This window comes from Streptomyces yaizuensis (assembly GCF_034961445.1).
Taxonomy (GTDB): domain Bacteria; phylum Actinomycetota; class Actinomycetes; order Streptomycetales; family Streptomycetaceae; genus Streptomyces; species Streptomyces yaizuensis.
This window is the reverse complement of record NZ_BSBI01000012.1, coordinates 19,260-41,782: the sequence shown is the minus strand read 5'-3', so window position 1 is coordinate 41,782 and position 22,523 is coordinate 19,260. Positions and strand designations below refer to the sequence as shown.

At 70.1% G+C, this 22,523-nt stretch carries 17 protein-coding genes; 7 read left to right on the top strand and 10 right to left on the bottom strand.

Annotated features, from left to right (window positions below):
* The first annotated feature begins 417 nt into the window (after positions 1–417).
* Complete coding sequence (locus tag SYYSPA8_RS26065) at positions 418–4,203, top strand: GH92 family glycosyl hydrolase (protein WP_323449759.1); 3,786 nt, start codon at positions 418–420, stop codon at positions 4,201–4,203.
* A gap of 79 nt (positions 4,204–4,282) precedes the next feature.
* On the opposite strand, the gene acnA is transcribed toward SYYSPA8_RS26065, so the two are convergent.
* Positions 4,283–6,997 (bottom strand): aconitate hydratase AcnA, encoded by a 2,715-nt coding sequence (gene acnA, locus SYYSPA8_RS26060; RefSeq protein ID WP_323449997.1) that lies wholly within the window; start codon positions 6,995–6,997, stop codon positions 4,283–4,285.
* A 564-nt stretch (positions 6,998–7,561) separates the two neighbouring features.
* Here acnA and SYYSPA8_RS26055 point away from each other — a divergent pair.
* From SYYSPA8_RS26055 to SYYSPA8_RS26045, 3 genes are all read left to right on the top strand, one after another.
* Entirely contained in the window at positions 7,562–7,828 is a 267-nt protein-coding gene (locus SYYSPA8_RS26055; protein ID WP_323449758.1) for a hypothetical protein, read from the top strand.
* Between the two features lie 222 nt (positions 7,829–8,050).
* On the top strand, positions 8,051–8,542 hold the full coding sequence (locus SYYSPA8_RS26050) for a DNA-binding protein (RefSeq protein WP_323449757.1): 492 nt from the start codon (positions 8,051–8,053) through the stop codon (positions 8,540–8,542).
* Positions 8,543–8,786: 244 nt separating this feature from the next.
* Positions 8,787–10,316: a helix-turn-helix domain-containing protein gene (locus tag SYYSPA8_RS26045; RefSeq protein ID WP_323449756.1), complete on the top strand. Its 1,530-nt coding sequence runs from the start codon at positions 8,787–8,789 to the stop codon at positions 10,314–10,316.
* A 151-nt stretch (positions 10,317–10,467) separates the two neighbouring features.
* Here SYYSPA8_RS26045 and SYYSPA8_RS26040 read toward each other — a convergent pair whose 3' ends face one another.
* From SYYSPA8_RS26040 to SYYSPA8_RS26025, 4 genes are all read right to left on the bottom strand, one after another.
* Positions 10,468–11,211 (bottom strand): M24 family metallopeptidase, encoded by a 744-nt coding sequence (locus SYYSPA8_RS26040; protein ID WP_407706086.1) that lies wholly within the window; start codon positions 11,209–11,211, stop codon positions 10,468–10,470.
* Between the two features lie 114 nt (positions 11,212–11,325).
* On the bottom strand, positions 11,326–12,048 hold the full coding sequence (locus SYYSPA8_RS26035; protein WP_323449755.1) for a 2OG-Fe(II) oxygenase: 723 nt from the start codon (positions 12,046–12,048) through the stop codon (positions 11,326–11,328).
* Positions 12,049–12,110: 62 nt separating this feature from the next.
* A complete protein-coding gene (locus SYYSPA8_RS26030) occupies positions 12,111–12,614 on the bottom strand; it encodes a methylated-DNA--[protein]-cysteine S-methyltransferase (RefSeq protein WP_323449754.1) in 504 nt (167 codons plus the stop codon).
* A 136-nt stretch (positions 12,615–12,750) separates the two neighbouring features.
* The gene (locus SYYSPA8_RS26025; RefSeq protein WP_323449753.1) at positions 12,751–13,530 is read right to left on the bottom strand and encodes a 2OG-Fe(II) oxygenase; all 780 of its coding nucleotides are present in this window, start codon (positions 13,528–13,530) and stop codon (positions 12,751–12,753) included.
* Positions 13,531–14,091: 561 nt separating this feature from the next.
* On the opposite strand from SYYSPA8_RS26025, the gene SYYSPA8_RS26020 reads away from it, so the two are divergent.
* From SYYSPA8_RS26020 to SYYSPA8_RS26010, 3 genes are read left to right on the top strand one after another with little or no spacing between them, the layout of a single operon-like run.
* Positions 14,092–15,561 carry an MFS transporter gene (locus tag SYYSPA8_RS26020; RefSeq protein ID WP_323449752.1) on the top strand — a complete coding sequence of 490 codons (1,470 nt, stop codon included), beginning with the start codon at positions 14,092–14,094 and terminating at the stop codon, positions 15,559–15,561.
* A 4-nt stretch (positions 15,562–15,565) separates the two neighbouring features.
* The gene (locus SYYSPA8_RS26015; protein WP_323449751.1) at positions 15,566–16,309 is read left to right on the top strand and encodes an RNA polymerase sigma factor; all 744 of its coding nucleotides are present in this window, start codon (positions 15,566–15,568) and stop codon (positions 16,307–16,309) included.
* Positions 16,306–17,205, top strand: a complete 900-nt coding sequence (locus SYYSPA8_RS26010; RefSeq protein WP_323449750.1) for an Ada metal-binding domain-containing protein — start codon at positions 16,306–16,308, stop codon at positions 17,203–17,205. Before SYYSPA8_RS26015 ends, SYYSPA8_RS26010 begins: the two co-directional genes overlap by 4 nt.
* A gap of 56 nt (positions 17,206–17,261) precedes the next feature.
* Here the strand turns inward: SYYSPA8_RS26010 and SYYSPA8_RS26005 are convergent, their stop codons facing one another.
* From SYYSPA8_RS26005 to SYYSPA8_RS25985, 5 genes are all read right to left on the bottom strand, one after another.
* Positions 17,262–17,930 carry a LysE family translocator gene (locus SYYSPA8_RS26005; RefSeq protein WP_323449749.1) on the bottom strand — a complete coding sequence of 223 codons (669 nt, stop codon included), beginning with the start codon at positions 17,928–17,930 and terminating at the stop codon, positions 17,262–17,264.
* A 24-nt stretch (positions 17,931–17,954) separates the two neighbouring features.
* On the bottom strand, positions 17,955–19,247 hold the full coding sequence (locus tag SYYSPA8_RS26000) for an ATP-grasp domain-containing protein (protein ID WP_323449748.1): 1,293 nt from the start codon (positions 19,245–19,247) through the stop codon (positions 17,955–17,957).
* The gene (locus tag SYYSPA8_RS25995) at positions 19,244–19,609 is read right to left on the bottom strand and encodes a Rieske (2Fe-2S) protein (RefSeq protein WP_323449747.1); all 366 of its coding nucleotides are present in this window, start codon (positions 19,607–19,609) and stop codon (positions 19,244–19,246) included. Before SYYSPA8_RS25995 ends, SYYSPA8_RS26000 begins: the two co-directional genes overlap by 4 nt.
* Positions 19,597–21,015 (bottom strand): iron-containing redox enzyme family protein, encoded by a 1,419-nt coding sequence (locus tag SYYSPA8_RS25990; protein ID WP_323449746.1) that lies wholly within the window; start codon positions 21,013–21,015, stop codon positions 19,597–19,599. Before SYYSPA8_RS25990 ends, SYYSPA8_RS25995 begins: the two co-directional genes overlap by 13 nt.
* A gap of 87 nt (positions 21,016–21,102) precedes the next feature.
* Positions 21,103–22,254, bottom strand: coding sequence for a 50S ribosomal protein L11 methyltransferase (locus SYYSPA8_RS25985; RefSeq protein ID WP_323449745.1), 1,152 nt, complete (start codon positions 22,252–22,254; stop codon positions 21,103–21,105).
* Between the last annotated feature and the right edge of the window lie 269 nt (positions 22,255–22,523).

Sequence of the window (22,523 nt, the reverse complement as noted above, 5' to 3'; positions counted from 1 at the left end):
CCCTGCCCCGGGCCGACCTGAGCGGCAGGCGGGGTGCCGATAGGTATAGTCCACTCGACGTCAACGGAGCAAGATCGAAAGCATGGTTGGGCGGCAGTCTTTCCCGAGTTGAGACCTCTTGGATATCTGAGCACTGTCCGCACCCATTCGACCACGCGGAATGTCACGGAAGGGACGATTCCAGCCGTGACGTGCCGTCAGAACCCTTGACACCGGGCGCAACGCGCCTCCCTACTGGAGCTTGCGTTTCACTGTGACAACGTTGTCCGGTACCGCTTCCCCCTGGAGGACAGTCCCGTGATGGCCTGGCTCGGAGCACAGCGGAGATCCCAAGGACGGTACAGAACAGGCGCATACCCATGGACCGGCCGCCCGGGCGGCCCCTCGCGGCGGGGCCCGGGGCGTGCGGCCGCCCTGGTGGCGGCCGCCGCCCTGCTCACGCTGACGGCCCCGTCCGCCGTCGTCGCCCTGCCCGCGCAGCCGTCCGAACGCCCTTCTGCCGCCCCGGAATTCGGCACCTCCTTCGAGGCGGAAGACCCCCCGCTCGACTGGCGCAATTCCCCAGACGTAGGAGCAGATGGCCAGAAAAGGGCCGCCGGGGTGCATGGCGGCTTCTCCACCGGAATTCCGGGCAACATCACCGATCAGGTGAAGGAGGTCCGCGCCAGCGGGGAGCACACGGCGGCGGGAGAGATCAAGGAGAATCTGGTCGATCTCGACCCCGCCACCAAATGGCTGGAGTTCGCGAACCGTTCCTGGATCGAGTTCGACACCGCCGCCCCCGTCCGGGTCGCCACCTACGCGCTGACCTCGGCGAACGACGCCGAGAGCCGCGATCCGCAGGACTGGACCCTCAAGGGCTCCGCCGACGGCCGCCAGTGGACCGTCCTCGACACCCGGACGGGGGAGCGCTTCGGGGAGCGCCTCTCGACCAGGAGTTTCACCGTCGGCGCCCCCGGCCAGGTGGCCGCGTACGCGCACTACCGGCTGGAGATCACCCGGAACAACGGGGCGGACCTCACCCAGCTCGCCGATGTGCAGTTCTCCGACGGCGACACGAGTGCGCCCGTCCCCGACGACATGCGCTCCCTGGTGGACCAGGGGCCGACCTCCTCCCCCACCGCCAAGGCACGGGCCGGCTTCACCGGCAAGCGGGCGCTGCGGTACGCCGGCACCCACCGGGAGCGGGGCCGGGCCTACTCGTACAACCGGATCCTGGATGTCGATCTGCCGGTACGGCGTGACACCGAGCTGGCGTACCGGGTCTTCCCCTCGATGCCGGAGACCGATCTGTCCTATCCGGCCACGCATGTCTCCGTGGATCTGGCGTTCACCGACGGCAGTCTGCTGAGCGAGCTGGGGGCCCGGGACGCGCACGGGGGCACGCTGAGCCCGCAGGGGCAGGGCGACGCCAAGCGGCTCTACGTGAACCAGTGGAACCAGGTGCGGTCCATGATCGGCGAGGTCGCCGCGGGCCGTACGGTGGACCGGATCCTGGTGGCGTACGACGCGGCCCGGGGCCCGGCGAGGTTCCAGGGCTGGATCGACGACGTCTCGCTGCGGCCGAAGACGCCGGATCCCGTGTACGACAGCTTCGCCGACTACGCGTCGACCGTCCGGGGCACCAACTCCAGCGGCGCCTTCTCCCGGGGCAACACCTTCCCCGCCACCGCCGTCCCGCACGGCTTCAACTTCTGGACGCCGGTGACCAACGCCGGCTCGAAGAGCTGGCTCTACGAGTACGCGCGGGCGAACAACGCGGACAATCTCCCCACCCTCCAGGCGCTGGCGGTCAGCCATGAGCCGAGCCCCTGGATGGGCGACCGGCAAACCTTCCAGCTGCTGCCGTCGGCGGCGCCGGGGACCCCGGAGACCGATCCGGTGAAGCGGGCGCTCCCCTTCCGGCACGGGAACGAGACCGCCCGCCCCCACCACTACGCGGTCACCTTCGAGAACGGGCTGCGGGCCGAGATCGCGCCCACCGACCACGCGGCCGTGATGCGCTTCACCTACCCCGGGGACGACGCGTCCGTCGTCTTTGACAACGTCACCCAGGAGGGCGGGCTCACCCTGGACCCGGCCACCCGCTCGTTCACCGGCTACTCCGATGTGAAGAGCGGCCTGTCCACGGGGGCGACCCGGCTCTTCGTCCACGGGGTCTTCGACGCGCCCGTCACCCAGTCGGCCGCCACCGGAGTGAAGGGCCACTTCCGCTTCGACGCCGGGGCGGACCGTACCGTCACCCTGCGGATCGCGACCTCGCTCATCGGCGTCGAGCAGGCGAAGCGGAACCTCGCGCTGGAGATCGCACCGGACGCCGGCTTCGACGAGGTCAAGGAGCGGGCCCGGCGGGCATGGGACGCGCTGCTCGGCCGGGTGGAGGTCGAGGGCGCCACCCATGACCAGCTCGTCACCCTCTACTCCGGGCTCTACCGGCTCTACCTCTACCCGAACTCCGGCTTCGAGAACACCGGCACCCGCGAGCGGCCGGCGCACCGCTACGCGAGCCCCTTCTCACCGGCCACCGGCCCCGACACGCCCACACAGACCGGCGCGAAGCTGGTCGACGGGAAGGTCTACGTCAACAACGGCTTCTGGGACACCTACCGCACCACCTGGCCCGCGTACTCCTTCCTCACCCCCGGCAGGGCGGGCGAGCTGGTCGACGGCTTCGTCCAGCAGTACAAGGACGGCGGCTGGATCTCCCGCTGGTCCTCGCCGGGCTACGCCGATCTGATGACCGGCACCAGCTCCGACGTGGCCTTCGCCGACGCCCATGTGAAGGGCGTGCGCTTCGACGCGCGGGCGGCGTACGAGGCGGCCCTGAAGAACGCCACCGTGGTCCCGCCGTCCTCGGGCGTGGGCCGCAAGGGCATGGCGGTCTCGCCGTTCACCGGGTACGCCCCCACCAGCACCCACGAGGGCCTGTCCTGGTCGCTGGAGGGCTATCTGAACGACTACGGGCTCGCCGAGATGGGCGCCGCCCTGCACCGCAGCACCGGGAAGGAGCGCTACCGGGAGGAGTCGGAGTACTTCCGCAACCGGGCCCGGCAGTACGTGTCCCTCTTCGACGCGAAGGCCGGCTTCTTCCAGGGCCGGGACGAGCGGGGCGCCTGGCGGGTGCCCAGCGACACGTACGACCCCCGGATCTGGGGGTACGACTACACCGAGACCAACGGCTGGGGGTACGCCTTCACCGCGCCGCAGGACAGCCGGGGGCTCGCCAACCTCTACGGCGGCCGGGCCGGGCTCGCCGGCAAGCTGGACACCTACTTCGCCACGCCGGAGACCGCGTCCCCGGAGTTCAAGGGCTCCTACGGCGGCGTCATCCATGAGATGACGGAGGCCAGGGACGTCCGGATGGGCATGTACGGCCACTCCAACCAGGTGGCCCACCATGTCACGTACATGTACAACGCGGCCGGCCGGCCCTGGCGGACGCAGGAGAAGGTGCGCGAGGTGCTGTCCCGGCTCTACACCGGCAGCGAGATCGGCCAGGGCTACCACGGGGACGAGGACAACGGCGAGCAGTCGGCCTGGTGGCTGTTCTCCGCGCTCGGCTTCTACCCGCTGGTGATGGGCAGCGGCGAGTACGCCATCGGCTCGCCCCTCTTCACCAAGGCCACGGTCCGCATGGACAACGGCCGCACGCTGGTGGTGAAGGCCCCCCGCAACAGCGACCGGAACATCTACGTCCAGGGCGTGCGGGTCAACGGCGAGCGCTGGAACTCCACCGCGCTGCCGCACCGGCTGCTCGCTCGCGGCGGCACGCTGGAGTTCGCGATGGGCGACCGCCCGTCGGCCTGGGGGACGGGCCGGGGCGCCGCACCGGTCTCGATCACCCGTGACGACCGGGTGCCCGAGCCCCGCCGGGACGTCCTCGCCGGCACCGGTCCGCTCTTCGACGACACATCGGCGACTTCGGGGGAGACCGGGGCCGTGGAGCTGCCGGTCGTGGGATCCCGCCGTGCCACGCAGTACACGCTGACCTCGGCGGACCGTACGAGCGCACCGGGCGGCTGGGTGCTCCAGGGCTCCCGGGACGGCGCCGAGTGGGTCGATCTGGACCGGCGCTCCGGGGAGCGGTTCGCCTGGGACCGGCAGACCCGGGTCTTCTCGGTGGAGCGGCCCGGCGAGTGGGCGCGGTACCGGCTGGTGCCCGACGGCCGGGCGACCCTGGCGGAGATCGAACTGATCGCCTGAGGCGCCTTGAGGGGAAACGCGAGGGGCCGCTCCCCCCGCCCGGTCCGGGTGGGGGGAGCGGCCCTTTCGGCGCTGTGCGTCAGCCGCGGATGAGGTTCCGCAGGACGTACTGCATGATGCCGCCGTTGCGGTAGTAGTCCGCCTCACCGGGGGTGTCGATGCGGACGACCGCGTCGAACTCCACACCGGTGTCGGTGGTGACCTTGACGGTGCGCGGCGTGGTGCCCTCGTTCAGCTCGGTGACACCGGTGAAGGAGAAGGTCTCCTCGCCGGTCAGCCCCAGGGACAGCGCGGAGGCGCCCTCCGGGAACTGGAGCGGCAGGACGCCCATGCCGATGAGGTTCGAGCGGTGGATGCGCTCGTACGACTCGGCGATGACGGCCTTCACACCCAGCAGCGCGGTGCCCTTGGCGGCCCAGTCGCGGGACGAGCCGGAGCCGTACTCCTTGCCCGCGAGGATCACCAGCGGGATGCCCTGGTCGATGTAGTTGCGGGAGGCGTCGTAGATGAACGACACCGGCCCGTCCACCTGGGTGAAGTCGCGGGTGAAGCCGCCCTCGGTGCCCGGCGCGATCTGGTTCCGCAGCCGGATGTTGGCGAAGGTGCCACGGATCATGACCTCGTGGTTGCCACGGCGGGAGCCGTAGGAGTTGAAGTCGCGGCGCTCGACGCCGTGCTCCGTGAGGTACTTGCCGGCCGGGGTGTCGGCCTTGATCGCACCGGCCGGGGAGATGTGGTCGGTGGTGACCGAGTCGCCCAGCTTCGCCAGCACGCGCGCGCCGGCGATGTCGGAGACCGGGGTGGTCTCCATCGTCATGCCCTCGAAGTATGGGGGCTTGCGGACGTAGGTGGACTCGGTGTCCCACTCGAAGGTGTTGCCCGTGGGGATGGGCAGCGCCTGCCACTGGGCGTCACCGGCGAACACGTCCTGGTAGGACTTGTTGAACATGTCCTCGCCGATGGCGTTGGCGACGACGTCGTTGACCTCGGCCTCGGTCGGCCAGATGTCCTGGAGGTAGACCGGCTTGCCGTCGGTGTCGGTGCCGAGCGCCTCGCGGGTGATGTCCACCTTCATGGAGCCCGCGAGGGCGTACGCGACGACCAGCGGCGGGGAGGCCAGGTAGTTCATCTTGACGTCGGGGTTGATCCGGCCCTCGAAGTTGCGGTTGCCGGAGAGCACCGAGGTGACGGCGAGGTCGGCCTCGTTGACGGCCTTGGAGACCTCCTCCGGCAGCGGGCCGGAGTTGCCGATGCAGGTGGTGCAGCCGTAGCCGACGAGGTTGAAGCCGACCTTGTCGAGGTAGGGGGTGAGCCCCGCCTTGTCGAAGTAGTCGGTGACGACCTTGGAGCCCGGGGCGAGCGTGGTCTTCACCCACGGCTTGCGGGTGAGGCCCTTCTCGACCGCCTTCTTGGCCACCAGCGCGGCGGCGACCATGACGTACGGGTTCGAGGTGTTGGTGCAGGAGGTGATCGCGGCGACGGTGACGGCGCCGTGGTCGATCTCGTACGTGGTGCCGTCGGGGGCGGTCACCGTGGTCGGCTTCGACGGGATGCCGTTGCTGGTGGCCGGGGAGTCGGAGGCCGGGAAGGACTCCTTGCCCGCCTCCTCGTCGTCCGAGACGTAGTTGCGCACGTCGATGGCGAACTGCTCGGCGGCGTTCGCGAGGACGATCCGGTCCTGCGGGCGCTTCGGGCCGGCGATGGAGGGGACGACCGTGGCGAGGTCCAGCTCCAGCTTCTCGGAGAAGTCCGGCTCGGCGGCCGGGTCCAGCCACAGGCCCTGCTCCTTGGCGTACGCCTCGACCAGCGCGACCTGCTGCTCGGAGCGGCCGGTCAGGCGCAGGTACTTCAGGGTCTCGCCGTCGATCGGGAACATGGCGGCCGTGGAGCCGAACTCCGGCGACATGTTGCCGATGGTGGCGCGGTTGGCGAGCGAGGTGGCGGCCACGCCCTCGCCGTAGAACTCGACGAACTTGCCGACGACGCCGTGCTTGCGCAGCATCTCGGTGATGGTGAGCACCAGGTCGGTGGCGGTGGTGCCGGGGGTCAGCTCACCGGTGAGCTTGAAGCCGACGACGCGCGGGATGAGCATGGAGACCGGCTGGCCGAGCATCGCGGCCTCGGCCTCGATGCCGCCGACGCCCCAGCCGAGCACACCGAGGCCGTTGACCATGGTGGTGTGGGAGTCGGTGCCGACGAGGGTGTCCGGGTACGCCTGGCCGTTGCGGACCATGACGGTACGGGCCAGGTGCTCGATGTTCACCTGGTGGACGATGCCGGTGCCGGGCGGGACGACCTTGAACTCGTCGAACGCGGTCTGGCCCCAGCGCAGGAACTGGTAGCGCTCGCGGTTGCGGCCGTACTCCAGCTCGACGTTCTGCGCGAAGGAGTCGTGGGTGCCGAACTTGTCGGCGATGACGGAGTGGTCGATGACCAGCTCGGCCGGGGCCAGCGGGTTGATCTTCGCGGGGTCGCCGCCCAGCTCCTTCACGGCCTCGCGCATGGTCGCGAGGTCCACGACGCAGGGAACACCGGTGAAGTCCTGCATGATCACGCGGGCCGGCGTGAACTGGATCTCCTGGCTGGGCTGCGCCTGGGAGTCCCAGCCGCCGAGCGCCCGGATGTGGTCGGCGGTGATGTTCGCGCCGTCCTCGGTACGGAGCAGGTTCTCCAGGAGCACCTTCAGGCTGTACGGAAGGCGTGCGGAGCCCTCGACCTTGTCCAGCTTGAAGATCTCGTACGACTCGTCGCCCACGCGCAGCGTGCTGCGGGCGTCGAAGCTGTTCGCCGACACGACAGTCTCCTTCATCAATGTGCGCGTACTACGTCCATGCTGCCGCCACGGCTCCTCACCGATCCGCTAAGGTAGGGCTTAGTTAGGTCACCCTTACCCGATGGCGGCTGCGGCACGTCTTCGGCAGATATCTCGATGTCGAGATAACTCTAGTACATCGGCACGCGTCCGGTCATGCCCGGGTACCCGCGGCCGGGGTCCGCCATGACCCCACCCCGGCCCTCCTTCGGCCGCATCCCTACCTCGCCGGACCCGCCGGTGCACCCCGGACCAGGCCCCTCCCGCGACTTCTCCACTCCGCGCTTCTGTCGCGTTTTCCGGCCCGTTTCCCGCCATGTCCGAGTGGCGCGCCAAACCTCCTTCACATGATCGACACGACTGCTCCACAGGCCCCAAAAGGAAGATCAACAAAGTTCTGACCTGGCTATTTACTTGCCCTTTGCCTGCTGGCAAGCTGCTCCTCACTTCGGCGCCACGGCGGCCATCACCCTCGATTCACCCTTCCTGCCGGTGGCTCGGCGCGGCCCGGAGTTCCTGACCACCCTGAGTAAAAACGGAGAGCGAATGAAGCGTCGTGTGCGCAGCGCGGGTGTGGCGGTCGCGATGATGGGGGCGGTGCTGGCGATGTCCGGCGGCACCGCGCACGCCCAGGAGCAGCAGCCGGCCCCTCGTTCCGGCGGCCTGATCAACATCACCGGTCCTCTGATCTACAACACCGGTGACTTCGACATCTTCGAGGATGTCCTGGAGCACATCAGCATCCCGATCCTGGGCCAGGCCGTGCACCAGATGTACGACTGGGCGAAGTTCGACGGCAAGCTCTTCAAGTAGCCGGCCCCGGTCCGGCTCCGGCCGCGCCCGGACGTTCCGCGCCTCCCGCAGGGCGCCGGGGCTCCGGGTGCGGCCGGCCGGACCGCCGGTGAACATCGGGCGGGCCCCCGTTGCGGCCGGGTGGCCCGCCTTTCGTCCGCCCGCGATGCAAACATTTCGTTCACTGTAATTCGTTCACCATCATTCGTTGACAGCACATCGTGAAGCGGCGAGGCTGGCGCCATGCCGACACCGGAGCACCCCACCGATCCCACCGGCCCTGCCGATCCCACTGCCCTCTCGGACCCGGCCATCCCGTCGGACCCCTTCACTCCCCCGGACCCGGACCGCGCGCGGGCCCGCCGGGTGCCCGAGGCGCTGTTCCGCATCGCGGGGCGGCACGCGGCCACCGGCGCGCAGCGCGCCCGGCAGACCCACCCCTCGGTCCTCGCGCCGCACGAGGCCGTACGGCTGGTGGCCCTGCTGCTCAGCGGGGCCGCCCTGCCCGACGAGGACGAACCGGGGGTCGACCACGCCGACATCACGGCGGCGCTGACGCTGGTCCCGCTGGTGCGCGGGGAGTTGGACGAGTTGGAGGCCGGGCTGCTCCGGATGGCCCGGGGGCGGGGGATGACCTGGCCGGAGATCGCGTTCGGGCTGGGGCTCGGGACGCCGCAGGCCGCGCGGCAGCGGTACGAGCGGCTGGCCGGGCGGACCGCCTCGCCCGAGGTCTGACAGCCGGAGGACCGGGGCCCGAGCGGGGCGAGTGCCGAGGTGCGGCGGGTCGCGGGGCACCGACTCCGCGCCCGCACCACGGGTTACATATATGGGGGATCATCCGACATACCCGGATGGTCCCCTTTCGCTTGCGTTCCCCTCGGGACCGATGGATCGTCAGGGAGTCGAACGACGGCCGTTTCTCACCCGTCCGCCACCCCCAGCGCGCGGCACATCTCATATCTGAGATAGCCTCAAGCGCATGGCAGACGACTACCTCGTACGGATCGGCAAGCTCATTCGGGACGCCAGGCAGCATCGCGGCTGGACACAGACGCAGCTGGCGGAAGCGCTCGGCACCAGCCAGAGCGCGGTGAACCGCATTGAACGCGGCAACCAGAACATCAGCCTTGAGATGATCGCCCGAATCGGCGAGGCGCTCGACAGCGAAATCGTCTCCCTGGGCTACGCCGGACCCATGCATCTGCGGGTCGTCGGCGGCCGCCGCCTCTCCGGGGCGATCGATGTGAAGACGAGCAAGAACGCCTGTGTGGCGCTGCTCTGCGGCTCCCTCCTCAACAAGGGCCGCACCGTGCTCCGCCGGGTGGCCCGCATCGAGGAGGTCTTCCGGCTCCTGGAGGTGCTCAACTCGATCGGCGTCCGCACCCGCTGGATCAACGAGGGCGTGGACCTGGAGATCGTGCCCCCCGCCCAGCTGGACATGGACGCCATCGACGCGGACGCGGCCCGCCGTACCCGTTCGATCATCATGTTCCTCGGCCCGCTGCTGCACCGGATGGACGGCTTCAAGCTGCCCTACGCGGGCGGTTGCGACCTCGGCACCCGGACCATCGAGCCGCACATGATCGCGCTGCGCCGGTTCGGCCTCGACATCACCGCGACGGAGGGCCTCTACCACGCACGGGTGGAGCGCTCCACCGTCCCCGGCCGCCCGATCGTGCTGACCGAGCGCGGGGACACCGTCACCGAGAACGCCCTGCTGGCGGCCGCCCGCCACGACGGTGTGACCGTGATCCGCAACGCGTCGTCCAACTACATGGTCCAGGACCTGTGCTTCTTCCTGGAGGCGCTGGGCGTACGGGTGGAGGGCATCGGCACCACCACGCTGACCGTGCACGGCGTCCCCACCATCGACGTGGACGTCGACTACTCCCCCTCCGAGGACCCGGTCGAGGCGATGAGCCTGCTGGCCGCCGCCGTGGTGACCGAGTCGGAGCTGACGATCCGCCGCGTCCCGATCGAGTTCCTGGAGATCGAGCTGGCCGTCCTGGAGGAGATGGGGCTCGACCACGACCGCTCCACCGAGTACTCCGCCGACAACGGCCGCACCCGGCTGGTGGACCTGACGGTGCGCCCGTCGAAGCTGGAAGCGCCGATCGACAAGATCCACCCGATGCCGTTCCCGGGCCTGAACATCGACAACGTCCCCTTCTTCGCGGCGATCGCGGCCGCCGCCCAGGGCCAGACGCTGATCCACGACTGGGTCTACGACAACCGCGCGATCTACCTCACCGACCTCAACCGCCTGGGCGGCCGGCTCCAGCTGCTCGACCCGCACCGGGTCCTGGTCGAGGGCCCCACCCGCTGGCGCGCCGCCGAGATGATGTGCCCGCCCGCGCTGCGGCCCGCCGTGGTCGTCCTGCTGGCGATGATGGCGGCGGAGGGGACCTCGGTCCTGCGCAATGTGTATGTGATCAACCGGGGGTACGAGGAGCTGGCCGAGCGGCTGAACTCGGTGGGCGCGCAGATCGAGATCTTCCGCGACATCTGACATACGGCCGCCGCGCCCCAGCCCCGTCCGCTCCGGGGGCGGGGGCGCGGCGGCCGGTGGTCCGCCCCGGGTCCCCGGGGCCGGGAGTGCACCCGGCCCCGGGGACCCGCCGGCCGTCAGGGCACCGGGGCGGATCCCCGTACGGCAGTGGTCACGCGAGGTCCAGCAGCTGCTCGTAGAAGCCGCCGAAACCGCGCTCCCGGTCGACGAGGTGCAGTTCCAGGATCCAGTGGCAGACCCGGCCCGCCCGGTCCGTGCGGCGCAGCGGGGTGTGGTTGTCGGGGGTGATGTAGGACTCGGCCTTGGCGCCGTCGATGGTCTCGTGGGGGAACTCGCCGACGAGATGGCCGGTGTACCAGGTGCCGATGGTCCAGCCGGCCTCGGTGACGAGGCGTTCGACCTCGGTGTGCAACTGGGCGCCGGTGATGTCGGGGTGGGCGGCGAAGTGGGCGCGGCCCGCGTCGAAGATGCGGGGCAGGTCCCGCAGGAGCCGGTGGTGGTCGGGGTCGTCGCCGAGGACGTAGGTGCGGCCGAAGTCCGCCTCGTACTCCTCGAAGATGGGGCCGAAGTCGACGAAGGCGATGTCGTCGGGGGCGATGACGCGATCGGGCGGGTTGTCCTTGTAGGGCGAGAGGGTGTTGGGCCCGGAGCGGATGATGCGCTTGTGCCAGTGCTTGGTGGTGCCGAACATGTCGTTGGCCAGGTCGCGTATCCGGTCGCTGGTCTCCCGTTCACCGACGCCGGGGCGGACCAGACCGCGGGCCTCGACCTCGGCGAACAGCGCTATCGCCTTCTCCTGTGCGGCCACCAGACCCTGGGCCCGCCGGGCCTCCCGTTCCTGGGCCCGCCGCACCTCCGGCTCCTGGGAGGCGTCGTGGGAAGCGTCGACTGTCATACGGAACAACCTCTTTCGTCAGGTAAAGGTGTCACCGCTCTCCCGGTGAACGGGTCGGGCGGGGTCGGAGGCCGCCGGGCGGGGCGGGCGGGCCGGCGGTTGCCGTGGCTTCGTTCACGCATCGTGGAAGACGAGTCCGAGTGCGTGCCGCCGGCCGGAGCGTACGACGCTCACTCCATGGCGTACGGGTCCGGTGGAGAAGCCGCGCGCGGATGCCACGGGGCGGTCGCGGGAGGTGAAGATCAGGCCATGGCCCTGGGCGAGGACGGTGGTGGTGCCGCGGGACTGGGCCCGGGGCCGCTGTTCGACGAGGAGGAACTCGCCGCCGGTGTAGTCGACGCCCGGCTCGTCGAGGCCGATGACGACCTGGAGGGGAAAGACCATCTCCCCGAAGATGTCCCGGTGCAGCGCGTTCCAGTCCCCGGCCTGGTAACGGAGAAGGATCTGCGACGATTTGGCCTGACCGGCGTCGTGGCACATCGCCGTCCACTCCTGGAGCGTGTCCGGCCACGGGGCGGGGCGGCGCAGCTTCTCGGCCCAGGCCCGGGCGACGACGAGCAGACGCGGATAGAGCGCCTCGCGCAGAATGCTGACGGAATCGGGCAGTTGGTGGGTGAAGTACCGGTACTGGCCGGAGCCGAAGCGGTGGCGGGCCATGTCCACCGTGGTACGGAAGAGGTCCTCCCGGTCGTACAGTCTGGCCAGTTCCCGGCATTCGGCGGGCGTCAGGAGCTGGGGGGTGAGGGCACAGCCGTACGCGTCGAGTTCCGTGGAGAGAGCCGTCCAGTCGGCGGTGTCCACGCTGTTGCGGGTGCGAGTGGCGAAATCGGTGGTCACGGGCTTCCTCGGGGTGTCGGGCCGGGTCCGGCCCGCCGGGGGCCGGCGACCGGGGTTCGCTTTCAGGCCATCGGAGCGGCGCCTTCGTGGGTCAGCAGGCGCTGCTTGGCGGCCACCCCGCCGGCATAGCCGCCGAGGGCTCCGTTCGAGCCGATCACGCGATGGCAGGGGCGGACGATCAGCAGCGGGTTCGCGCCGATCGCGGTGCCCACGGCGCGCACCGCGGCGGGTGATCCGGCCTGTTCGGCGATGTGCTTGTAGCTGGTGGTGGTGCCGTGCGGGATGGCGTCGAGGGCCGCCCAGACCCGGCGTTGGAAGTCCGTGCCGCGGGTGGTGTGCTCGATGTCGAAGCGGTCGGTGGCGCCGGAGAAGTACGCCTGGAGCTGGTCGGCGGTCCCGGTGAACGCCGCGTCGTCGCGCCGCCAGCCGTCCTGGACCACGGCGCCGCCCTTCTGTCCGGGCAGCGACAGGGATGCGAGGACGATGCCGTCCTTCGCCGTCCCGGACCGCTCTCCGACCAGCAGGAGTTCGCCCAGCGGACTGTCGACCGTCGTGTAGAGCGTCATCGCGCTCTCCTTCTCTCGGGGATGGGGGGATGAAACGGGAGCTTAACGAGCAAAAGTTTTGTTATGCGGCATTGCGTATTTTTTGCTGATGGCTTTGGGTGCCGGGATAGCTGCGGGAGCCGGGGGCGGGGCCGGTTCAGCGGGCGTCGTGGAAGATGATTCCGAGGACGTTGCGCCGGCCGGTTTCGACGGCGTTGGTGCCGTGGCGCACGGGATGCCTGCGAAAGCCGTTCGGGCCCGGGACCGGCCGGTGCCGGACGGGGAAGATCATGCCCTGGCCCAGGCCGGGACGGATCACGATCGCGCGGGACTGGAGGCGCGGACGCTGTTCGACGAAGACGTTCTCGCCGCCGGTGAAGTCCTCGCCGGGCCGGTTGAGCATGATCGCCACCTGGAGCGGGAAGACGACGTCCCCGTACACGTCCTGGTGCAGACAGGCGTAGTCGCCTTGGCCGTAGCGCAGGATCAACGGGGTGGGCCGCGTCTGGCCGTTCGCCGCGCACTCGGCGGTCAGTTCACCGAGCGTGGCCGGAAAGGTACGTTCACCCAGTCGTGGGGCCCATTGGTTGGCCATCCACGCCAGCGGCGGATAGAGCAACTCCCGCAGGGCCCCCAGCAGCGGAATCGCCGGCGGGTCGGCGTAGTACTTGTAGACACCCCGGCCGAAATCATGCCGCTGCATCACCACCGTCGAACGGAAGAGCGCGGGGTCGTCGAAGGTGGCGGCGATCTCGGCGCACTGCTCGGGCGACAGCAGCGGCGGGGTGACGGCCACTCCGCCGGCGTCCAGCTCCGCATGGATCGCGGCCCAGTCGAACCGGGCCGGAGCAGGCAGAACAGCGCTGTGCGGGACCTGGGGCACCTCGTCCGGGCCGGTCGGCAGATCGAAGAGCGAGGGGGTTGCGGTGTGGGTCATGTCGGTGCTTCCTCAGGACGTTCCATCGACTGTCCACCGTCGATACTCGCCAGCCGCACACGCTCGTGCTGGCGATATTCGGACATCGTGCCCGGTGTGGGAGGCCGGGCCGGCCGACGGGTACGGGGGTGGCCCGTGTCGCCGGGCCGGCCGGTTCCACCCGGCGGCCCCGCGCGATCCGGACCCGGAGATCGGGAAGGATACTCACGATCGCCCCACGCCGCAGCAGTCCCATCCGGCCCGGCCCTTTCACGCCGTGTCACGCCGTATCACGCCGGTCCCGGTCGCTCCAGGCCGGCGGCGCCGGTCGGCAGCCCCGGTCCGCGGCCCCGATCCGAGGTCCCGGTCGGCAGCCCGGGTCGGCAGCCCCGGGCCGCGTCGCACGCCGCGTCCATGAGCCGCCCCGCACCCGCGAACGGGCAGCGCGCTCCCGGCACGCGCCGGGCGGGTGCAACCCTCTCGCCGCCCCCGGTGTTCTCTACAACGCGACGGGACGAGAGCGACCCGACGCGCGGAGACTCACGAGCGGATTGCAAGAGCGGAGAGGCGGTGATCCCGGCGGTGGCGTCCACCAGCGGGCTGGAGCGGGGCAAGTGGCTGCTCGTCGTACTCCTGGCCGGCCAGTTCATGGCCAACATCGACACGGCGATAGTGAACACCGCGGGCCCTTCGATCAAAAGCAGCCTCGGGGCCTCCGACGGCCAAGTGGATCTCGTGGTGTCCGGCTACATCGTGGCCCACGCCGTCCTGCTGGTGACAGGAGCCCGGCTGGGCGGCACCTATGGCTATCAGCGCGTCTTCCTCTGGGGGTTGGCCGGTTTCACGGTGACCTCCCTGATGTGCGGGCTCGCCCAGGGGCCGGAGCAGCTCATCGTCGCCCGGCTCCTCCAGGGCTCGGCCGGAGCGCTGATGGTCCCCCAGGTCCTCAGCGGCATCCAGCTCCACTTCCAGGGGCCCGCGCGGCGTCGCGCCCTGGGGCTGTTCGCGGTGTCGCTGTCCGGGGGCGCGATCACCGGACAGGTCCTGGGCGGGCTCCTGATCCACGCGGACCTGCTGGGCAGTGGCTGGCGATCCATCTTCCTCATCAACCTTCCCATCGGCGCGGTCCTGCTCCTCGCCGGTCTGCGGGTGCTGCCCCGGGAGACCCCCAAGGAGCGGCGTCCGCTGGACGGGCGGGGAGTGGGGCTGCTCACGATCGCCCTCCTGCTCTCCATCGGCCCGCTGGTGCTCGGCCGTGAGCTGGGCTGGCCCGCGTGGATCTGGGTGTGCGTGCTCTGCGCGGCGGCCGCGGCCATCTGGTTCGTCCGTACGGAGAAGCGCCTGGCCACGAGCGGCGGACACCCCCTGGTCAATCTGCGGATGGCAGCGTTCCCGCCCCTGCGCTGGGCGCTGGCCGCCCACGGCCTGACCAGCGCGAGCTATCTGGCCCTCCTGTTCGTGCTGGCGCACTACCTCCAGGAAGGACTGGACAGAAGCCCGGCCTACTCGGGCATGGTGATGGTTCCGTGGGTCGCCGCGTTCGGCGTCGGCGGGCTGCTGGCGGGCCGGGTGCCCGAGCGCCTGGTGCGGTATGTCCCGGCGGGAAGCTGCTCCCTGCTGGCGGTCTCGTACATCGCCGTCGCCCTGACGGTGTGGTCCGGCCCGGGTGACGGACCGCTGCTGCTGGCGGCGCTGGCCCTGGGCGGGCTCGGCCTCGGGCTCAGTTCCAATGCCCTGATCGGCCATATGACCGAGGCCGTCGACAGCCGCTGGGCCACCGACCTCAGTGGGGTCATCACCACCAACGGCCAGCTCGCCGGGGCGGCGGGAGTCGCCGCGTTCGGCAGTCTGTACGCGAGCTGGGCACCCGCCGGGGACCGCGCCGGAGCGGTCGACGCCTTCGCGGGGACGGCCGCGCTCTTCGCGGTCCTCGCACTGCTGGGGGCCTGCGCCGCGCTGTCGGCGACCCGGGCCCTGGCCCGGCTGGGTCCCTTCGCCCCGGCGGGGGATCCCCTGGTGCGGGACCCGGATTCGACGAGAGCGCAGAGCTGACACCATGCCGAAGAAGACACTCGGGCAGCCGCGCGCGACCACGCGGCCTGCACAGCGGGCACCGGTCCGCCGACCTCCCTCCTTATCCCCCCGGGCGAACGGCACCACGGCGGACGGCCCGGCCCGGGCCTCCACGACGGACCCGGCGGAGAGCGCGCTGACCGACTGCCTCGCGCTCTCCCTCGACCAGGGCTTCACCCTGCTGGTGCAGACCCACTCCGCCGCGGTGTACGGATTCCTCCTGCGGGTCACCGGCTCGCCCGCCGAGGCCGAGGACCTCGGCCAGGAGACGTTCCTGCGGGCCTACACCGCGCTCCGGGACTATCCGCCCCAGCGCCGCCGCGAACTCAAGCCCCGCGCCTGGCTGATGGCCATCGCCGCCAACATCTGGCGCAACCACGTCCGTACCGCCGTCCGCCGCCCCGTCCTCACGGGCACGGACGAGACCCGGGAGCTGGTGCTCTCCCGGCCCGACGAGCGACCCGGCCCCGAGGAGCGCGCCGCCCTCGCCGACGACCGGGCGCGGCTGACCCGGGCGTTACGGAATCTGCCCGAGCTGTATCGCGTTCCGGTCGTGCTGCGGCACATCATCGGCCTGAGCTACCAGGAGGTGGCCGAGGTCCAGGGGTGCCCACCGGGCACGGTGAAGGCTCAGGTGTCCCGGGGGGTGAAGGCGCTGCGCGCGGCCCTTGAGGCAGCACAGGACGACAGAGTCGTACAGGAAGACGCCGAGGAGGTGGCGAGATGAACGACACCAGACACAGGGCCGGCGAAGGACCGGCGAAGGACACCCTGGAGGCGGAGCTCGCCGGTCTGGCTGTCCGGGCACCGACCGGTTTCGCCGATCGGGTCCTGCGGAGCGCCCGGATCCCCGCCGAATACTACGACCGGTATGTGCGGGTGGAGGATTCCGTGCTGCCACTGCCACTGCTTGTCGCGTACGGCGCGGACGGCGCGGTGACCGCGACGGCGCTCGTGTCCGGCGAAGCCGGGGATCCCGCGGGCCCCGAGCAGCCCGCGGGCGGCGGCCCGCCGGGAGACGAGCCGTTCGAGGGCGAGTACCGGCTCCGCACCGGACGCGGTGTCGTCTCCACGACCGTGTATCCACCCGGGCTGAGGGCCGCTCTGCGCACGGGCCGCCCGGGCGGCCTGCGCATCGCGTACACCGGGCTCTCCCCGGTCGAACGCGCGGTGCTGGAAGCGGTGCAGAGCATTCCACGCGGCCAGCTCCGTCCGCTGGCCTGGATCGCCCGGGAGGCGGGGGCGGCGGGGCCCGCGACGACCGGTCCGACCCCGGTCGAGGTCGGGCGGGCGCTGGCCGGCAATCCGGTGCCGGTGCTCGTCCCGGGCCATCGGGTCACGGCGGACGACGGGCGGCCGCTGGGCACGGGAGGCGAGCACCCGTCGTCCGTGGAGCGGCTGTTGCGGGCGGCCGAGGGCATGGATCTGGAGCGGGTCGAGCGGATGGTCCAGGACGGGGTGGTCCTTCTGGGCAGCGACACGACCCGGATCTACTGCCATCCCACATGCGCGCATGCCCGCCGGATCACCCCGCGCCACCAAGTGCCCTTCCACTCGACCGGCGAGGCCGCGGCGGCGGGCTACCGGGCCTGCAAGAGCTGCCGTCCGCTGATCGCGGCCTAGGGTCCGTCCGGCGGATCCTGCCGGGGCTCGCGTGCCGGGCTCTTCCGGGCCCCGGGTCAGCCGCTCCAGACCAGTCGTACGGAAAGCGTCACGAACACCACCCCCATCAGGCCGTCCGTCGCGCGGGTCAGGGCGAGCGTGGCCCGTCGGCGTCCGTCGAGTCTGCGGCGCACCACCAGCAGCACCTCGCTCACCAGGATGTGCCAACAGGCCACCAGGGTGAGATAGAAGACCGCGAGCAGGGCGAGCGCGGCCTGTCCGGAGGATTCCGAGGAGTCGCGCGGGACGAACTGCGGGAGGAAGGCGACAAAGAAGAGGATCACCTTGGGGTTGCTGCCCGTGCACAGCAGTCCGAGGCCCACTCCCCGCAGCACCGAGGTGGAGGGTCCGGTGCCCTTCTCCTCCGCCCCGGCATCGGGGGCGGGCGCGCGCGCCGCGCCGATCAGCGCCTGGAGGCCCCAGACGAGCAGCACCGCCGCACCGCACCAGCGCAACGCGGTGAACCACGCCGGCTCCTGGGAGGCGAGCACCGCGACACCCGCCACCGACACCGCCGCGTAGGCGCTGCCCGCGAGCATGATCCCGAGGATCACCGAGCCGACGAACCGCCGTGGCGCGGCTCGCAGGACGAGCCGCGCCACGAGCGCGTTGTCGGGGCCCGGAGTGACGATCACAGCCAGTGAACTTCCGATGAAGACCCAGCTGACGACGTCCGGCACCGTCATCTCACCGCCGCCCCGTGATCGCCGTCATACCGGCAGCCCGGCCGCCGGTGCCGCTTCGTCGAAGACGAGTGCGGACTCCCGCCGGCGTATCTCCCGGTAGTCCCGCTCGATCACGGCGGGGTCGGGGTGGGAGAGCACGACGAACCCCATGGCGAGCGTGGCGAGCAGGTCCTTGGTGACCTCCAGCCGGTCGCCGTCGCGGATCAGTACGTCGGAGTGGAGATGGCTGGTCAGCCCACTCACCGCGCGCAGCGGGGCGGTGTTGCCGACCACGCCCTGGCGGGTGCTCATCAGAAAGACCACCCGGGTGGGGCTCAGCAGCTCGTAGCCGTCCCCGCCGGCCGGGTCGCCGTCCTCGCCGACGAGCGCGCGGACCACCCGGTCGACCTGGCTGTCGCCGGTGGCGGCCCGGTTGAAGCGGGGGTGGCCGCCGCCGTGCGGACGGGCGTTGAGTTCGATCAGCCGGGGGCCGTCGGCGGTCAGCATCACCTCCACATGCGCCGCCCCGAAGCGGAAGCCCAGGGCGTCGAGCACCTCCTTGACGTAGGCGACCAGTGCGGGGACCTCGGGGGCGTCCGGGGCGACCCAGTCCATGGACTCGTAGACGGCCATGTAGGAGCCGTTGGCCACCTTGCTGTAGCGGCACACGTTGGCGACGGTGTGCCGGCCCGGTGCGGTGGTGGCGGTGTCGACGACGTACTCGACGCCCTCGGCGTACTCCTGGACGAGCATCTGATCGTTGACGATGCCCCACTGATTGAGCTGACCGAGCTGGGCACGGAAGGGGGTCTGCCAGTCCACGCCGCCCGGGATCCGGGTGACGCCGTCCGTGCTGCCGCTCTTGGGCGGTTTGACCACCAGGTCCCGGCCGGTGAGGCCCTCCCGGACGAGCCAGTCGGCGATCTCCGCCTCCGAAGCGGTGCACCGCTGGCGGATCACCGGCACCCCGGCCGCCTCGACGGCCTCGGCCATCCGGTACTTGTGGCGGCGGGCGTCGGCGAGTCCGGGCAGGTTGGCCCGGCCGGGGGTGAGACGGGCGGCGAGCCGCTCCGCCAGTTCGACCGCGACCTCCGTGCCGGGCAGCACTCCGGTGGGGCCCAGGGCCCCGAGCCGGGCGACGAGCTGATCGAAGTCGCCCTCGTAGGTGATGACCTCGGTGAAGGCCGAGGGATCGAAGGACGCCGCGTAGGCGGTGGGGATCCGGGGGTGGGAGCTGACGGCGACGACGGGAACGCCGTACCCGGCGAGCGCCGGCGCGTACTGCGCGCCGGAGGAGAAGGGGTCGACGATGACGACGGGACCGGTGGTCGTGCTCATGCCGCCTCCTTTCCGAGTCCCGGTGCGGCGCAGTCCCGTGCGAGGTCCGCGGAGAGCGGTACGTGCGAGACGACGACGGTGGCTCCCGGGTCGTGCGGGACGACCGCGGTGACCGTGGATCCCGAGCGCACGGCGGGCAGGTTGGCGCTCATGGCCGCCATCGAGGTCTTGCGCTCGTGCCAGGGGCAGACCAGTCGCCGCCCCTCGGGGGTGAGTTCCGCCAGATGCAGCGGCCCGCCCCGATGCGGGCACCGGGCCCGCATCAGGAAGCCGCCGCGTGCGGTGTGCGCGTAGATGTACGGGGTGTCGTCCACCGTGACGCAGTTGCCCCGCCCTTCGGCGGCGAGGGTCACGACAAGCATGCCTGGTAGTCCCCCACCGAGTGGATCTGGTAGACGCACTCGTCCGATTCGATGATGGCGCCGTGCAGCCGGTTCTTCTGGATCACCGTGCCCTGGCCGGCCTCCAGGATCTCGTACGAGTCGAAGCCGCTGACGAACTTCATGGTGCCGGAGACGATGTGGCACAGCTCGTCACCGTCGTGGCAGTGCGTGTTGGAGAGTTCGCCGTACGGCTCCACGATGTCGGCGACCGGCGCGGTGACCCGGCCCTCCTTGATGGCCTGGTAGACCGGCGCGTGCAGCTCCTTGAACCGGGGGCCGCCGTCCATCCAGGAGATCTGGGTGGAGAAGTCCTCGTCGGCGACCGCGCTGATGACCCGGTACTCCTCGATGCCCCGGACGATCTCGGGGATGATCCCCACGCCATGGGCCCGGACCAGCGGGAGGATCAGCTTCTCCCGGGCCATCCGGCCGTGGTGCTGGTCGATGTGCACATGCTCGGAGAAGTACTCGGTGTCGGCACGTCCCGCGAACGTCTCGTCCAGGGTGCGCACGGCACTGCGGCAGAAGCCGACCAGGCTGGCCTCGGTGTAGTAGAGCGCGCCGACGTAACGGAAGAACAGCTCGTGGTTCTTGCCGAGGTAGTGGAAGTAGTTGTTCGCGAGCAGGCTTCCGTTGAGGTAGTACTGCCAGTAACGGTGGACGTCCGACCCCAGGTCGACCGATTCCAGCGTGCGTTCGAAGAGCGTGCTGTGCTTCGTCTGGTGAACGCCGTACCCGTATTCGTCGATGATTATCTTGAACCACTCGGACTGAGCGGCACCGTAGTAGCCGAGGACGTTCCGGATCATGGGCGATGCTTCGGAGAGGAAGTCGGGGGCGAACTGGATCAGCCACATCCGCGCGGCGCGTTCCGCGTTCGAGGAGGACAGGATCGACTTCTCCGAGAGGGACGGCGCGTCGCTGTCCGTCTCCAGCGAGTCGAGATAGGTCTCCAGGCTCTCCAGGGTCCAGTTTCCGCTGACTTCGACCTCGTTGTCGAGGAAGCCGAAGGCGTACTTCTCCAGAGCGGGGCGAATCGTTTCCCCGAGGACGCGGTTACTGGAGCTGTAATACCTGCGGAAATCCTCCTCCTGCCCGGCGAGTCCACCCTTGGGGAAGAAGACGAGATCCGCCTCGTACACACTGGTCAGCAATCGCTGCACGGCGAGGCTCGTGTAGTTGAAAATTCCGTCGCGGCCCGGGATCGCGTCGTAGTCGAGATGGCGGAGCACCTGGGGGCGCAGCTGCCTGCGGTACGGGTTGTCGCTGTTCTCCCACTCCTCGTTGTCGAGGTAGATCGGATTGCTCGCGTACCGGAGCACTGCTTCCTTGAGTTCATCTCCCCGGAGTTCGAACGGGGTGTAAGTGAAGCGGTTTCCACTCATTCCGCTGCCCTTTCTTGGAGGCATCGAGCTTGCGAGGGAACGCGGGCACCGAGGGTGCGCCCGGCGGGATCGGTACGGCCGGCGGGGTCAGCGGAGGTAGAGACGGTCGTCCGTCCACTCCAGCGTGGTGGAGACCCGGTCGCCGCGGGTCACGTCGAGCGGCTCCGGGTGGGGGATGAACGCCTGCATCCAGTGCGAGCTGAGGTTCTCCGGCGAGTTGCGGAGGGTGACTCCGGCGCCGAGGTCGAGTTCGAACCAGACGACCAGCCCGACCGCGCGGCCGTCGGCCGTGACCGCGAACTCCGGTGTGCTGGTGCCCGGCCCCAGGTCACCGGCGACGAAGTCGAACGCGGTCAGTTCCACCGGGGCGGAGAGCATCTGATGGGGCCAGGTGTGCAGCCGTACGGGGAAGTGGCCGCGGGTGGCCGCGACATTCACCAGCGAGACGTCGTATCCGGCGGCGTTGCTGACGTGGTTCAGTCCGGCGATGGCCTCGCTCTGGACGAGCTGCCCGAAAATCCGGCCGCTGAGGGGGGAGATGTCGGCGCCCGGCCTGAGCAGATGCTCGCGGGCGTGCCGGACCGAGGGAAGGATTCCCTCGCCGATCAGTCCGCAGTCGACGATCTCGGATATCAGCAGATCGGCACGGTCCTCGATGTCCCGGCCCACGACCACGTCCGTGGAACGCTTTCCGAGGACCGTGATCACATCGGACATTCCATGGTCGGCTATGGTCTGCCGGGCGATCTCTGCGAGCATCGGATTCATCTCACAGGTCGTGACGCGAGCCGCCCCCGCGCGGATCGCGGCCATCGCCAGCAGTCCCGTTCCGCTGCCGATGTCCAGGACATGGGCACCGGGGCGCACCTGACGTTCCACGGCCACGACGAGGGCGTCGTTGCGCTCCTTGTCGTTCAGCATGGAGAAGTGCCAGCGCGGTATGGATGTGGCGGCCGCGCCGTGTCCGAAGTTCTCCACCAGGTCGACACCGCCGGCCGAGAGATCATCGGCCAGTTCCAGCGGACGGCGGAGCGACTCGGCCAGCTGGGCGGCGCGCGAGACGATTTCCTCGGCCTGCGACTGGAGCAGGGCAAGAGAGAGCCGGAGATCTCTCACCGCCGACTGCGAAATATTCTCCTGCACGGCACCGGACGGCGCTCCTGGTTCGATCCGGTAATCACCTTCAGCGGATTCGAGAAGGGTGCTTTCGTCGAGCTGGTTCCTTATTTTGTAGCCCATGTTTTGACTTCTCCCAAGAAAGGTGAAGAGGGGCGTTTCGGCTGCTCGTCGCGGATCGTCGCCACCCGGCTCCGATGCTCTAGCAGTTCTAGACCGGATCATCGGAATACGGCAAGCATGCGGTGCCGATCACAGTACGATCCCGGGGTTCTGCGGTATTTGGAAGCCGAATCTGCGGTACTTGGGTCCCGATGGGGATCAGCGGGGCCCGGACGGCCGTACACTCCCGGTCGCGGTGCAACCGATCGCGTCGCACCGGTGTTTCTTCA